Origin of the sequence: Aquibaculum arenosum, assembly GCF_029222965.1 — a bacterium.
GTDB classification, from domain to species: domain Bacteria; phylum Pseudomonadota; class Alphaproteobacteria; order Kiloniellales; family DSM-21159; genus Aquibaculum; species Aquibaculum arenosum.
In genome coordinates this window covers 118,998-132,944 of record NZ_JARHUD010000007.1, presented here as the reverse complement: position 1 = coordinate 132,944, position 13,947 = coordinate 118,998, and the positions used below count along the sequence as shown (strand labels likewise).

The 13,947-nt window shown below is 63.4% G+C and carries 10 protein-coding genes and 1 pseudogene; 5 read left to right on the top strand and 6 right to left on the bottom strand.

What is annotated here, in order from left to right; all coding sequences use genetic code 11:
* Positions 1-108 precede the first annotated feature (108 nt).
* From dctP to P2G67_RS12445, 3 genes are all read left to right on the top strand, one after another.
* Positions 109-1,098, top strand: a complete 990-nt coding sequence (gene dctP / locus P2G67_RS12455; protein WP_275823548.1) for a TRAP transporter substrate-binding protein DctP — start codon at positions 109-111, stop codon at positions 1,096-1,098.
* Between the two features lie 164 nt (positions 1,099-1,262).
* Complete coding sequence (locus P2G67_RS12450) at positions 1,263-1,811, top strand: TRAP transporter small permease (protein WP_275823547.1); 549 nt, start codon at positions 1,263-1,265, stop codon at positions 1,809-1,811.
* Complete coding sequence (locus P2G67_RS12445) at positions 1,811-3,127, top strand: TRAP transporter large permease (RefSeq protein ID WP_275823546.1); 1,317 nt, start codon at positions 1,811-1,813, stop codon at positions 3,125-3,127. The genes P2G67_RS12450 and P2G67_RS12445 overlap by 1 nt, the downstream gene beginning before the upstream one ends.
* A gap of 27 nt (positions 3,128-3,154) precedes the next feature.
* Here P2G67_RS12445 and P2G67_RS12440 read toward each other — a convergent pair whose 3' ends face one another.
* The 4 genes from P2G67_RS12440 to P2G67_RS12425 form a co-directional block, all read right to left on the bottom strand.
* The gene (locus P2G67_RS12440) at positions 3,155-3,724 is read right to left on the bottom strand and encodes a hypothetical protein (protein ID WP_275823545.1); all 570 of its coding nucleotides are present in this window, start codon (positions 3,722-3,724) and stop codon (positions 3,155-3,157) included.
* Between the two features lie 144 nt (positions 3,725-3,868).
* Positions 3,869-6,160, bottom strand: coding sequence for an Ig-like domain-containing protein (locus P2G67_RS12435; RefSeq protein WP_275823544.1), 2,292 nt, complete (start codon positions 6,158-6,160; stop codon positions 3,869-3,871).
* A gap of 16 nt (positions 6,161-6,176) precedes the next feature.
* Positions 6,177-6,848, bottom strand: coding sequence for a hypothetical protein (locus P2G67_RS12430; RefSeq protein ID WP_275823543.1), 672 nt, complete (start codon positions 6,846-6,848; stop codon positions 6,177-6,179).
* Between the two features lie 154 nt (positions 6,849-7,002).
* Entirely contained in the window at positions 7,003-8,748 is a 1,746-nt protein-coding gene (locus tag P2G67_RS12425) for a hypothetical protein (RefSeq protein ID WP_275823542.1), read from the bottom strand.
* Between the two features lie 495 nt (positions 8,749-9,243).
* On the opposite strand from P2G67_RS12425, the pseudogene P2G67_RS16460 reads away from it, so the two are divergent.
* A pseudogene (locus P2G67_RS16460) lies at positions 9,244-11,052 on the top strand (cache domain-containing protein); the annotation flags it as partial.
* 108 nt (positions 11,053-11,160) lie between these two features.
* A complete protein-coding gene (locus tag P2G67_RS16455) occupies positions 11,161-12,240 on the top strand; it encodes an ATP-binding protein (RefSeq protein ID WP_437124260.1) in 1,080 nt (359 codons plus the stop codon).
* 7 nt (positions 12,241-12,247) lie between these two features.
* Here the strand turns inward: P2G67_RS16455 and P2G67_RS12415 are convergent, their stop codons facing one another.
* The gene (locus P2G67_RS12415; protein ID WP_275823540.1) at positions 12,248-13,240 is read right to left on the bottom strand and encodes an LLM class flavin-dependent oxidoreductase; all 993 of its coding nucleotides are present in this window, start codon (positions 13,238-13,240) and stop codon (positions 12,248-12,250) included.
* A 64-nt stretch (positions 13,241-13,304) separates the two neighbouring features.
* On the bottom strand, positions 13,305-13,871 hold the full coding sequence (locus P2G67_RS12410; protein ID WP_275823539.1) for an HdeD family acid-resistance protein: 567 nt from the start codon (positions 13,869-13,871) through the stop codon (positions 13,305-13,307).
* Between the last annotated feature and the right edge of the window lie 76 nt (positions 13,872-13,947).

Genomic DNA, 13,947 nt, shown 5'->3' with positions numbered 1-13,947 from the left:
CCGGCTTGGATGACGCCTGCGCCAAGATCGGGCGCAGCCTGGGCCAGAGCGACAGAGATCGCCTGAGGGCCCTTGAACAAGGAGGATAACGCCTTCAGGGAGGATAGAATGAAGCTCATACCCCTTGCTGCGATTGCGGCCGTATCCGGGCTCGCAATTGCCGCCAGTTCCGCACAGGCACAACAGATGCGCCTGTCGCACCAGTGGTCGACGGCAGACGTCCGCCACAAGGTCGCCCAGATGGTGGCCGACGAGGTTGCCGCCGCCGATGTCGGGCTCGATATCCGGATTTTCCCGTCCGCATCGCTTTTCGCAGCCAGCGAACAGTACCTGCCGCTCAGCCGCGGTCAGCTCGACATGTCGGTCTTTCCGCTGTCCTACGCCGGTGGCCAGCGGCCCGAGTACAATCTCACGCTGATGCCCGGGCTGGTGCGCAATCACGATCATGCCTCGCGACTGAACCATTCGCCCTTCATGGAGGCCATCGAAGAGGTGATGGCCGAAGATGACGTGATGGTTCTGGTGCACGGCTACCTCGCAGGTGGCTTCGCGGCCAAGGACGGCTGCATCACCGAGCCGACTGACATGGAAGGTCGCACCGTGCGCGCTGCGGGTCGGGCCTTCGAGCAGATGCTGGCGTCAGCCGGGGCTTCAGTCTCCTCCATGGCCTCCTCCGAGATCTACAACGCTATGCAGACCGGGGTCCTGGACGCGGTGAACACCTCTTCCTCGTCCTTCGTCTCCTACCGCCTCTACGAGCAGGTAGACTGCTTCACCCCGGCGGGCGATGTGGCGCTCTGGTTCATGTACCAGCCCCTGCTCATGAACAAATCGACCTTCGAGGACTTGAGCGAGGAGCAGCAGCAGGCGCTGCTGGACGCCTCGGAGAAGGCCGAGGAATGGTACCTGGAGCAGGCCAAGGTCGATGACGCCAAGGCGGTCGAGGTCTTCCGCAACAACGATGTGGAGATCGCCGAGATGACCGAGGAGGACTTCGAGGCCTGGCGTGAACTGGCATCTCAATCCGCCTACGCCAGCTTCCTGGACGAGGTGCCAAACGGGCAGGAGTTGCTCGATCTGGCCTTCGAGGTCGAATAAGCGAAGCCTGCGCGGGCGCCCGGCCCATGATCATCGCCGGTATAGGCCGGCAGCTTGGGCGCCCCGCAGCTGCGCGACGAGAGTCTGATACTGCCCCACGCTGATGCAGGGGTACCGGGCGCGCAGAGCGCATTTCATCTCGACCTGATCCAGGCCGGAACTTCATGACACAAACTTCCCCGACCAACGCTTCCCGCGGCGCAGTCGATACTCTGCTGCGCACCATCGGGTGGATTTCCACCGTCTGCGGCTGGATCTCAGCGCTGATGATTCTCAGTTCGGTGCTGATCACCTGTCAGATGATTTTCGTACGATTCGTGCTACGCCAGTCGACAATCTGGCAGACTGAGATGGTGATCTACCTGATGGTCGGGGCCACCATGCTGGGCCTGCCCTACGTTCAGAAGCTGCGCGGGCACGTCAACGTCGACCTCCTGCCCATGTGGCTGCCGCGCGGGCCACGCACGGTCTTGGCGCTGCTGGTGCTTGGGCTGGGCATTGTCGTGCTGAGCATCATGGCCTGGTACGGATACGAGAACTGGCATATCGCCTGGGAACGGGGCTGGCGCTCGCCCTCGGTCTGGGGGCCGCCGCTGTGGCTTCCCTATCTGCTGCTGCCGGTGGGTTTTGGGCTCTTCATCTTGCAGCTCCTGGCCGACCTGCTTGCCCTCCTCACGGGCCGCGACACGCCCTTCGGCCTGGAGGATAAGTAATGGACCCGCTCACGCTCGGGGCCCTGGTCGCCCTGGTCACCGTCGCGGTGCTTTTCTCGGGCGTGTCGGTTGCTACCGGACTGCTGATCGTCTCAGCGGGCTTCCTGCTCATCTTCGACGGCATGCGCTCGCTTGAGCTGCTGCCCGAGATGTTCTTCGGCAAGCTCAATTCCTTTGCGCTGCTGTCGATCCCCATGTTCATCATCATGGGTGCGGCGATCTCCTCCACCCGTGCCGGCGCCGACCTCTACGAGGCGCTGGAACGCTGGCTGACCCGCGTGCCCGGGGGGCTGGTCATGTCGAACCTCGGCGCCTGCGCCCTCTTTTCGGCCATGTCCGGCTCCTCACCCGCCACCTGCGCGGCAATTGGCAAGATGGGTATTCCGGAGATGCGCAAGCGCGGCTACCCCGACGAGGTGGCGGCGGGCTCCATCGCCGCGGGTGGCACCTTGGGCATCCTGATTCCGCCCTCGGTCACCATGATCGTCTATGGCATCGCCACTGAGACCTCCATCGGCCGCCTGTTCCTGGCCGGCGTCATCCCGGGATTGCTGCTGGTCGGGCTCTTCATGGCCTGGTCGGTCTGGTCCACCTGGCGCAAGCACGCGCTCTATGCCATCGCCACGCGGCGCTATGACCTGAGGCAGAAGCTGGAGATCCTGCCGCGGGTCCTGCCCTTCCTGCTGATCATTCTCGGCGTGCTCTATGCGCTCTACGGCGGCATCGCCACTCCGTCGGAGACCGCGGCAGTGGGCGCGCTGCTGTGCCTGATCATGGCGGTGATCATCTACCGCATGTGGGCCCCGCGCGCGCTCTGGCTGGTCTTGAGCAGCGCCACGCGCGAAAGCGTGATGATCCTCTTCATCATCGGCGCGGCCGGGGTCTTCAGCTACATGCTGTCCTCGCTGTTCATCACCCAGTCGATCGCAATGTGGATTTCGGACCTGGATGTGAATCGCTGGGTGGTGATGGGCGCGATCAACGTCTTCCTGCTGGTCGCCGGCTTCTTCCTGCCGCCAGTGGCGGTCATCGTCATGGCGGCACCGATCCTGCTGCCCATCATCCTGGCGGCGGATTTCGACCCCTACTGGTTCGCGGTGATCCTGACCATCAACATGGAGATCGGCCTGATCTCGCCCCCGGTGGGCCTCAACCTCTATGTGATCAATTCCATCGCGCCGGAGATCAAGCTCAAGACCATCCTCATGGGCTCCCTGCCCTACGTGGGCTGCATGATCCTGGCCATCCTAATCCTCTGCCTCTTCCCCGGCCTCGCCACCTGGCTGCCGGAGGCGGTGATGGGACCCATTCGCTGAGTCACCTGTCAGCCGTCGGCGTGAACGTCAGCAGTATCCGGGGAAGCCGGGTTCATCGGGAAGAGAGAACTCGGCCACGATGGGGACCTGATCGCCGCCGCTGCGACGCACATCCCCCTCGATACGAACAGCACCGTTTTCCACAACGATCATGGGTTCCGCTCTGGTTTCCGGCGTCACATCCCCGCTGCGATAGTTGGTCTGCGGATCCGTCGCAGCGCTGACGGTTTGTACTCCTGGACGGCTTCTGTCCCGATCCACCTGTAGCGCGTAGACCATGACATCACCCGTGTCATTCAGCGCCGCCACCCGGATGGCGACCGTGCTTCCGTTCTCGACACCTGGTTCCGGCTCACACCAGTGGGACGCCGTCAGATCGTACGACTGCCCGTCGATCGTCATGCTGCCGACCGTTGCCGGCCCATTGCCGGAAAGGTGCTTGGCTTTCGCTCCCTTGTTGGACTGGGACACAGCATCCGGCTCCGACTGTTCGGCGCTGCTGTCCGCGCCTCCCGAGGCAGCAAGGATCAGACCAAGGGTGGCGACAGCCGCACCTTGGCGCGCCCACATGAGGGCTGAAAGTCGTGACTTCGTCATGATGGACATTTCTCCGATGTGAAGCTGGCCGCCCGCAGGCGGATTTGGGACCGCACGGCCCGTCCCGGGACGCCCAAGGTGGAAATAGGCCCCGAAAGACCCAGGAACTGTGAGTTGAAGTCATCGCGCGGCTTTGCGGCCATGTCAGCGCGTGAGGTGGTTTAAAAGCGACCGATACTCGCTTTCGTTTATCCACACCCGCTCAAAGCTAAGCGGAGACGGCCACATCAATGGCGTCGGCGTACCGGGATACTCGCTGTTGCCCTCCGAGTAGGATTTGTTCTGGCCCGTCATGCCGTCCGCAGCAATGCGGAAACCCTCGATGGTCGGATCGGCATAGCCGTCCGCGGTCAGTCCCATCTCGTTCAGATCATCGATATCCCCGGGTTTGTGCTTCAGGCCGTGATAGTGCCCGATCTCGTGGACCAGAGATTCCGCCTGGTGCGAAATGGGAATGCGGATGCCATCGACGGAGGTGGCGATGCTGAGCGTGATTCCCCGATCGGCTTCGTCGGAGAAGCGCGTGTGCACGGCACCGCCGGAGTAGTCGAGTGTGCCAAAGGGAACCAGAACGACGAAGACATCCTGCGGGTGAGAAACGATGTGGGGCGAGTTGCGCAGGTCGGCCAGCAGGTCCTTCATGGGTGTCACGCCGCTTCCAGGCCTGGCGTCTTCAACGTTCGTGAAGGCCGTGCGCACCTCGCGCACCGGGAAAAGCTGCCGTGTGAATTCCGCCGCAGCGCGCGCCACCCCCTCGGCGACCAGCCAGTCCTCGCTGGGAACGCCATCGGCCCAGGGGCCGACGGTGAGAAATGCAAAGCGCAGCGTCAGCGGTTGTGGATCCGTCTGCCAGATTTCGAAGTCCCGTTCGACAATCACGTCTGCCGGATCAAGCGGCCCCGGGAAGGGATCGTGTGCCGCCAGACGCGCTTCGGCCACGGGCGGCGAGACGCCTGTCCTGGCGGGAAGCCAGCCGTAGACGTTGATGGTATGCGCGGCCTGCCGCCGGTGCTGATCGTTGAACTGGTCAGGCCGATGCAACCGGATTTCCTCAGTGGTCGCCGTGCCGCCGAACTGCGGTTCGACGCGGCGCTGATGCTCGGACACGACATTGAGGTCCAGGGTGATCGGGAAGGATGTGGGCTGCCAATCCGCGTGGATATGCTCATGCTCTTCCCAGTTGGGATAGATCCGGATGGCGGTGGGTTTTTCCGTTACCAGCGGCGCGTCGCGAACTGTCTGGTAGATGTGCATCTCCAGAGGCGGGTCGTCGGAATTGTTCTGGAACTCCAGGTCAAGGATCGTCGAGAATCGCCACCAATGGTCGGCGCCGAGAGTGGTTTCACCGTCTCTTGCCCGTATGCCGTCCGCACCGCCCTTCAGCCTGGCTTCGTATTGGACACCCGATTCCAGATCGCTGTCGGGGGAGAAGGCGAAGCGGTTGCCGCCCTTGGAGGCGATCTCACCGGAAACCTCGATCTCGTTGCCCGCCCGATCGCGGGTGGTGAGCGTAAAACCGCGCCTGAGGCTGGCGAAGTCCACAGGGGTGGTGAACTCCCACTCTACCGACGGCCTCTCGAAGTTGACATTCTCGCGCGCGTGACTGGGCGTTACATCCACCACCTCGAGGGGGTCGTCAGGCACGCAATCGTCAGGGTTCGCCTCCCAGGACTCTGCATCACAGACCCAGCCCCGCACATCGCCGATACGGCCCGTCAGATCCGACGACGAATATCCCCGGTCCCTATGGGTGCGCGATTCCTGGACACGGGCGGCAAACTCTATCCTGTATCCCTCTGCACGCCGTGTAAGGTGCAGTTTGCTCAGAATGGGCAGTTCGGTTTCAAAGTACTCCTCTGAACCATCCGTGCAGCCGGTGCGATCAGGCTCGAACATGTGGCACAACCAAGTCACTTCAAACACGGCTTTGGGGGCTTCAAGTTCCGTGCCCAACGCCTCGCCGCCCTGTTCAGGTGGAAAGGCGGCGCCCAGCGTGAACACGTGCTCGCCATCCGTCTGTAGCCGCGCGTTGTACATGCGGAAGCCATGCTGGCCGGTGTACCTTTCCGGGTCGATCCGCAGGGTGGCGCCGCGGCCCTCCGTAAAGTCGGTCACCTGCAGGGAGCCGGTTCCGGACAGGCGCGCGCCCCAGTCGCCGCTCACCTCCATGCCCCAGACCACCTCGACAAAATCGTAGGGCGTCTCGCCCAGCATCGACTCGAGCACTGCCTCAGGCAGCGTGCCGGTCATGTCGAGTTCCATGTGCTCGAACATCTGGTTGACGGGCCCACCGGAAGGATCGGGCAGCGGAATAGGCTTGTATTCCTCCACACTCTCAAATTCCGCTTCGGGTATTTCGAGAGTCTGCTGGGCTTGCGCGACAGGGCCTGCCGCCACCAACGCGAACATCGCGAGGGCCCAGATCGGAGCGCGCATCATCCTACGGCCCGCCTCAATCGTTGGAACGGGAGGCAGGACTGTTGGGCTCTTCCTCCCCAAGGTCGGTCTCGAACCGCCCTGCCACCCGGATACAGGCTTCGGGGTCGATACTTCCCTTCATCAGCGCGCTGATCGGGCAAAGGCTTGCTTCAAACGTGCCTTGGGCAAACCCGCCGCCCTCGACGATCTCCAACTGGTCGAATGCAACGACAGCGTCAGTCCCAACCTCGTGCGTTGAGACATGAAACCCTGTCTTTTCGCCAAAGTTCTTGTGGTAGGATATCTCGGCTTCGTGCTGACCGTGCAGCAACTCATCCTTGTTCTCTGCCGAGAATGGGGGCAACTCGATGGTCAGGCCGCCTTGGCGCAGAATCTTCTCTGCATCCGGGTCGACGCCCATGATGCGCAACGCAATCTTTTCTTCCCCATCGCCACCCAGCATCTGCGCCAGCGGATTGGCGGCGGCATCGTCGCCCATCATCTCGGCCATCTTCTCCAGGCGCTCTTTCATCTGCTCGCGCTGTTGCTCCCCGATGGCTCCCAAAGCGTTCTCCATGGTCTGCGCATCTGAATGCGGTCGCCAGGCCGCGGACGCCATGTCGTTGCCATCGACCTCACCGGAGATCGTGAGCCAGCCGCGTTCCGTGCCGTCAACGGTCCCGTCTATCGAGCCGAGCACGGTCATGGACCGAGAATCCTGCGAAACCGCGGGAGCGGCGAGAAAGGCTGAAACCGAGATCACGGACAGAATGGCCAGCGGGCCCGCTCTTGTGGCGATACTGGTGAACTTCATGAGTTTTTCCTCTGGGGGGGTTGGTGAAGCGCGAGAACGGTGCGCATCAAAAGCGCTCGAGCGCGCGGCGGGCAGTCGGGCTAAAGTTCCCGTCATCCAGATCGACAACACGTTGGAGGAAGGCCAGCCACTCCGCCTTGGCCTCTGGATCCTGAGCAAACCACCCGGGGCGCATCAGCATGGGCCGCATGTAGGGCTCCAGTGCGAAGTCATAGCTCGCGGGCTTGTCTTCCGCGAAGATTGTCGGGGCGTAGGTGCCGATGACGCCGGCAACCGTGTTGGCCTCAAGGCTGGCGAGCGCTTCCCCGTTGCGGGCCAAGTGCGGCCCCAAGTAGTCCAGATCGATTGCCGCGCTCTGAATTGCTTTTCCCATCATGATGGCGGCGGCCTCACGTGTGGCCGAGCGCTCGAGCCCCGGGGTGGTGCCGCTTGCGATCGCAATGGCCGTGGCCGGGTTGATCGCCCACTTCGCCATATGCTCCGAGAAGCACACCTCGATGGCATCTACCACCTGCGGTGCAAACTCGGACGACGACATCAGGGGTGCGAGCAGCGCCACCGGCAACTCCGCTTCGCTCGGATCGGCCGCTTGCCAGATCAAGTCGACCGCCTCGCCAACAAAGTAGCCCGGATCGAGAGCCGCCAGACGAGCCGGCGTCTGGCGAAGCGACTTGGCTGCCGCTATCCGGGCCTCAGGAGCCGCAGCAGCATCTGTGAGCAGGGCAAAAACCGGGCGCAAGGCAGCGGGCGCATCGGCATCGGGGTTGCGTTGCAGAAACAGGACTTGTCGCGCTGCGCCAATGGCGCGGTGCATCGTCGTTGGCCCGGCCTCGATCAGTTCGGTCATGGCACGGGAGAAGATCGACGAGCTTTCATCGCGCAACGCGCTCTCGAGCAGAGAAACGCCTTGCCGGATTGGCTGCTCGCCCTCAAGCCTCCTGATCTCTTCCAGCATACGATCCGTGGCTTGCTCAGGAGACATCGAACTCTCAGCAAAACGGCTGATCAGCTGAAAGCGCGCTGGCCCTTCCAGGGGCTCGATGGCCAGTGCAGCATCCAGTGCCGCCTCGCTTCCGATCCGCGCGAGTGCATTCCGGCTCTGCTGCGGGCCGGCGGCCTCACGACTGCCGAGAACGTATTCGAGCCTTTCGGCGTCATTGAGAAACGACAGGCCATCCAGGTGCTGGAGAAAATGGCGGGTCGCCGCTTCACCGTGAGCGCCTTCGAAGACCGCCTGGTCCAGCGCAGCCTGCACCGGCGACGGCAGTGCTCCCAAGGTCATCAATCGTTCGGCATGGTCCGGCTCCGCATCGATCAGCGACATCAAATCTCGGGCCAGCGTTTCATTGCCGATGTCCACCTGGACCGCTGCCTCGAGCAAACCGGCATAGGATTTGTCTTGCGTGGCGAAGTCGGGATCGAGGATTTTGCTGCGCAGCAGGTCAATTGCTTCAGGGGCCTGCATCGCATGCAATGCGGACAGCGCACTGAGCCGCAACTCGTCAATCTGCACGTCGGAAAACTGGGCGCTGTCGCCGTGCTCGACCACGAAACGCACCGTATCGCGTGCAGGCAAAGCGTTCGGCCCCATCTCGATCAGTGCCTGCAAGGCCATGAGCCGCCGCATCAGGAGCGGCGCACCGAGATCCTCCGCATGGTCTATTGCGGATTTGCCCCGCAGGCGCGCTTCCGGGTCATGGCCGGGAACAGGCTGTTGCAATGCAGTTTGCGGATCGGGGGGAGAGTAGCTGTCGGCCGAAAGCGCTGCCAGGTCGCTCAGGATGATGACCATAATGGCCACGGCCAAAGCACGGGACTGACGAAATGAGCGAGATGAGCGCGTCATTGTCTGCTCCTGTTCAGCATAGGCATTGGCGGTCTGGCGTGGGCTGTGTGCCCGGCCGCATGCCTATGGTGAGCACTTCGATGGAGCGACTTTGATTGCGACCGATGGTTCGAGGCGATGCAGCGCTTACAATCTCGAAGCCATCGCTGTGATGGGGACTCCCCCCATGCTTCGGCTTGCTGCACCGGGATCGGCCCAACACGAAGGAAGCCTAACATCCTCTACCAGGCCTTTCCCCCTTCGTTCGAACAGGTCGCAAGCAGAAACTGACTCGACGGTTTCCGCTGCCTGGCTTGCGCTGCGCGGCTCACAAACACGGGTGCGACCTGGAGGCGAATGCGATAGTTTGCGCTGGGCGAGCAGTGCCAGCCTCCTCGGGGATGCGGGATTGAGTAAGGTTAACCTTCAGGCGATCGAAAAGGCGGGCCCAGCGTGCCGGCGATGAAGCGCCTGCTTCTCCTCGGCAATCTGCTGGCCGCGCTGCCACTGGCTGGAGTGGTGACCTTCGAGGTGCTTGCCGACCGGCAACAGGTCATCGCCGATGCCGGCACCGATGCGGCCAACCTGCGCGATGCCCTCACCGAACACACTCGGCAGACCTTCTCTGCCGTCGACATTGCGCTGCGCGGGGTCGCTGAGAATATCGACAGCCGCGCGCCCGCGGCGGAGGATACGCACGACATGCTGCGACTGCGCCAAGAAGCCTTCAGCCCGGCCTTCGCGCTTTTCCTCGTGGATAATCGCGGCCAGCTGGCTGCAACCTCGCGCACGCCGGATCCGGAATCGGTCGATCTCTCGTCACATCCCTTCTTCACGGCACACCGAGACAACCCGAACCAGGGTCTCCACGTCGCGCCACCGCGCCTGGGCGAAGTGGGGCATGCGGCTAATCGCTGGATCATGAACGTCAGCATTCGCCTCGAGGACGACGAGGGCCGCTTTGCCGGCGTGGCGGCTGCGGCCATATCCCTAGCCTACATCAGCAACTTCTATGAGGCGCTGCGCATCGGGGAGCTCGGCGTGGTGGGGCTGCTGACAAGCGATGGCAGGGTGGTGAGCCGCAATCCCTTCGACGAGAGCCTCATTGGATTGCGCCAATCCGACATCACCTTGCCCATCGACACGCTCGCGGCCGGCGAAACCGGGATCTTTCGCGGACCGCTCGCCGAAAATGAGGCAGGAGAATGGAGCATCGCCTACGCCCAGGTGCCCAACCTGCCGCTCGTGGTCTACACCGCAATCTCCCTGGACGAACGGTTGAGCCATTGGCAGCGTCGCGCTCTCCTCGACGTCGCCGTTGGGCTGCTGGCCATCTTGTTGCTCGTTGGACTTACCTGGATCTTCATCCGGCGCATCGGCGAGCGAGAGCGCAGTGCAGCCGAACGCATTGCGAACCTGAACGCCCTCACGCAGGCCTCAGCCGGCCTCCTGGACTCGCGGAGCATCCAGGATGCCCTGCAGAGGGTTGCGGACCTGGCGCGCGAGCTGGCACCCAGCCATCAGGCAATCGCGAGCATCGTCCTCGACGATGGGCGCAAGCTGCTGCGCAGCTCGCTCTCCGACAAGTATGCGGCCTGGCGGGACTACAGCGCGCTGCCCGACGGCAGCGGCATCTATCGACTGGTGCATGCCACCAATGAACCCATGCGGCTCACTCAGGAGCAACTGGAGGCACATCCAGAGTTCCGGCGATTCGGCAGCGAAGGGGACAAGCATCCGCCCCTGCGTGGCTGGCTTGCAGTCCCCCTGGCCGCGCAGGATGGCCGCAACCTTGGATCGCTGCAGCTTTCCGATCGCGAGAGCGGAGAATTCACCGACGAGGACCAGATCCTTATCCAGCAGCTCGCCAACATTGCCACCGCGGCCATTCAGAAACTGCGCTTGACCCAGGAACTCCACGAGGCAGCCACTCAGGCCGACCGGCTGCGCGCCGATGCCGAACGGGCGCGCCGGGAAAGCGAGTCCATATTGAGATCAATCCGCGACGGCGTCTACGCGGTGGATCGGGCTTGGCGCTTCGTCTTCCTGAACCGACAGGCCGAGCGCTACCTGGATCGCAAGGCCATCGACCTGATCGGCCAGTCGATCTGGGACGCCTTTCCCGAGGCCCAGAACACTCTGCTTTATAGCGAGTATCGGCGGGCCGTCCGGGAGGGCGTGGATGTCGAGTTCAACCTCTACTATGAAGCACTGGGCCGCTGGTTTGAAGTCCGGGGCTTTCCCCACGAGCATGGCTTGACGGTCTACTTCCAAGACATCACCACCTGGGTCACGCAGGAAGAGCAGCTGCGCCAGGCACAGAAGATGGAGGCCGTCGGCCAGCTCACCGGCGGGATTGCGCACGACTTCAACAACCTCCTGACCGTTATTCTGGGCAACGCCGAGGCGGTCACAGAAATGCTGCCGAAAGATAGCGAAAGCCGCCATCTGGTTTTGCTCATCAACCGCGCCGCTGGACAGGCCGCGGACCTGACCCAGCGGCTCCTGGCCTTCTCCCGCCGACAGGCGCTCGATCCAAAATCCACAGACGTCAACCAGCTTATCCGCGAACTGGAACCGCTGCTGCGACGCGCCCTGGGCGAGCGTTACAGCATCGAGCCCCTGCTGGACCCGAATGCGCCAACTGCGATGGTCGACCCGAACCAACTGCAGAATGCCCTGATGAACCTGGCGCTAAACGCCCGCGACGCCATGCCCGACGGCGGCAGCCTGAGCGTCGAGACCGCAGAGGTGACGATCGACCAAGAGGATGCCGATACTCACCTGCTGCCCGCTCCAGGCACCTACGTCCGCATTGCCGTGGGCGACAGCGGTAGCGGTATGGTGCCTGAGGTACGCGCGCGGGTGCTCGAGCCCTTCTTCACCACCAAGGCCATCGGCGAGGGCACAGGGCTCGGTCTGCCGATGGTCTATGGCTTTGTGCGCCAGTCCAACGGCCACATCACTATCTACAGCGAACCAGGCGAGGGTACGCTCATCAAACTCTACATTCCCTCCGTCGACTCGCAGGACAAGGCACTCGCACAGAGCCCCACCCGACAGGAGATTCCTGCCGGCCGCGAGACCATTCTCGTGGTGGAGGACGATGCCATGGTGCGTGAGTTCACCGCCCTGACTCTCAAGCGTCTGGGCTATGCCGTGACGGCCGTGGCCGATGGACTGGCAGCGGAAGCCGCATTGAAGGAGGGGGCACGCTTCGACCTGCTGCTCTCCGACGTGATCCTGGCCGGCAGCATGAACGGCCGGCAGGTGGCCGAGGCCGCTCAGGCGATTCAGCCCGACCTACCGGTGCTTTTCATGTCCGGCTACACGGAGCAGGTGATCACCCACCACGGCCGCCTCGACCCCGGGGCACGGCTGCTGCAGAAGCCCTTCCGTCGCGCCGAACTGGCACTGAAGGTACGCGAGGCCATCGAGGACGCACGCAAGGCGTCCTAGACGGAATTCACGTGATTGTTTCAGCCTGCGCCTGGGCAATCAGCTCATAGGAACGCAGCCGATCTTCGTGGTGGTAGAGGTCGGAGACGATGATCAACTCGTCGGCACCGGTTTCGGCCACCAGATCGGCAATGCCTGCCCTCACCGTGGAGGGCGAGCCGATGATCGAGCGTGCCAACATCTGCATGGCCTGGGCCTTTTCCATCGGGGACCAGTAGCTCTCGATGTCGTCAATGGGCGGCTTGCTGTAGAGCCGCGTGCCGCGCACCAGATCGACGAAGGACATCTGCTGCGTCGTCGCCAAGCGGCGCGCTTCCGCATCGCTATCGGCTGCAATGATGTTGACGCCCACCATGGCATAAGGCTGCTGCAGCTGCTTCGAGGGTCGGAAGCGGCTGCGATAGATCTCCAGCGCGGGCAGCAAAGCCTGCGGCGCGAAGTGGGAGGCGAAGGCGTAGGGCAGCCCGAGTTCCGCCGCTAGCCGAGCGCCGAAGGTGCTCGAGCCCAAGATCCAGAGCGGCACCTCCGTCCCCTCCCCCGGCACCGCATGGAGAAACTGTCCGGGCTGCGGCGGAGCCAGTAAGGCCTGCAGTTCCAACACGTCCTGGGGGAAGGCCTCCGACGCCGCCGGAGAGCGGCGCAGCGCCTGCAGGGTCCGCTGGTCAGTGCCTGGCGCGCGCCCCAGGCCCAGATCGACACGACCGGGAAAGAGATGCGCCAAGGTCCCGAACTGCTCGGCAATCACCAGCGGCGAATGATTGGGCAACATGATGCCGCCGGCACCCACACGAATCTTCTCAGTGCCGCCGGCGATGTGCGCCAGGACGACGGACGTCGCGGCACTGGCGATGCCGGCGATGTTGTGATGCTCGGCTGCCCAGATCCTCTGATATCCCCAGCCCTCGGCGTGGCGCGCGAGGTCGCGGGCGTTGTTCAAGGCGCCGCCGGCGTTCGTTTCCTGAGTGATGCGGACCAGATCGAGAATGGAAAGGGGAATCATGCGCAGCCCTTTTAGCGTTGAGGACAGGGGACGGGATCGGCACCCGTCAGACATGTGGGAAGCGTCAGGAGCGCTGCAATGTGCGTAAGGCCATGGCTGTCATGACCAGGGCCAGCCCCGTGAACAGCAGGTTGATCCCCACCAACAGGCCGAGGACCCAATCGGCCGAGCCAGGCAGGCCGAAAACAATCAGCAGCCCTAGTACCAGATCGATCACGCCGCTTACCAGCATCCAGGTCCAGCCGCGCGCCATCGTGCTGCGGTAGCGCGCAGCGGCGCCCAGCTTGAACAGCCCGGTTGCCAGGAAATAGGCTGCGAGAATGATCGTCAGCGTCAACACACCGGCGAGCGGTCGCCAGAGGAGCGTGGCGCCGGCCAGCAGGAACACCACCGACATAAGCAGGTTCGACCAATAGCCGGGCTCGCTCGAGCCGGAGCGGAACACCGCAAAAATCCCGAGCGCCCCCGCGATCAGCAACAGCCACCCCAAGAGCAGGCTGATGGCCACGGCGGCAAAACTCGGTGCAAGGATGGCAAAGAGGCCAAGCAAACAGAGGACGGCACCGTAGAGGAGAAAACCGGTGACGTGCCGCCGGATCGTATCGGCGTCTCTCGGCAGGACGGTGCGCATGGTGCTCTTCCCAAGTCTGGTGCAGGAACAGGGGCTCAGCATGGCGGCTCCCGGAACCAATGGAAACCATCTTCAC

Bases quoted from the DNA above. Each gene is read 5' to 3' on its own strand.
- P2G67_RS12410 (WP_275823539.1), bottom strand. From the start codon at position 13,871: ATGCGCACCGTCCTGCCGAGAGACGCCGATACGATCCGGCGGCACGTC.
- P2G67_RS12445 (WP_275823546.1), top strand. From the start codon at position 1,811: ATGGACCCGCTCACGCTCGGGGCCCTGGTCGCCCTGGTCACCGTCGCG.
- P2G67_RS12450 (WP_275823547.1), top strand. From the start codon at position 1,263: ATGACACAAACTTCCCCGACCAACGCTTCCCGCGGCGCAGTCGATACT.
- P2G67_RS12425 (WP_275823542.1), bottom strand. From the start codon at position 8,748: ATGGTCATCATCCTGAGCGACCTGGCAGCGCTTTCGGCCGACAGCTAC.
- P2G67_RS12415 (WP_275823540.1), bottom strand. From the start codon at position 13,240: ATGATTCCCCTTTCCATTCTCGATCTGGTCCGCATCACTCAGGAAACG.
- P2G67_RS12440 (WP_275823545.1), bottom strand. From the start codon at position 3,724: ATGACGAAGTCACGACTTTCAGCCCTCATGTGGGCGCGCCAAGGTGCG.
- P2G67_RS12430 (WP_275823543.1), bottom strand. From the start codon at position 6,848: ATGACCGTGCTCGGCTCGATAGACGGGACCGTTGACGGCACGGAACGC.
- dctP (WP_275823548.1), top strand. From the start codon at position 109: ATGAAGCTCATACCCCTTGCTGCGATTGCGGCCGTATCCGGGCTCGCA.
- P2G67_RS12435 (WP_275823544.1), bottom strand. From the start codon at position 6,160: ATGCGCGCTCCGATCTGGGCCCTCGCGATGTTCGCGTTGGTGGCGGCA.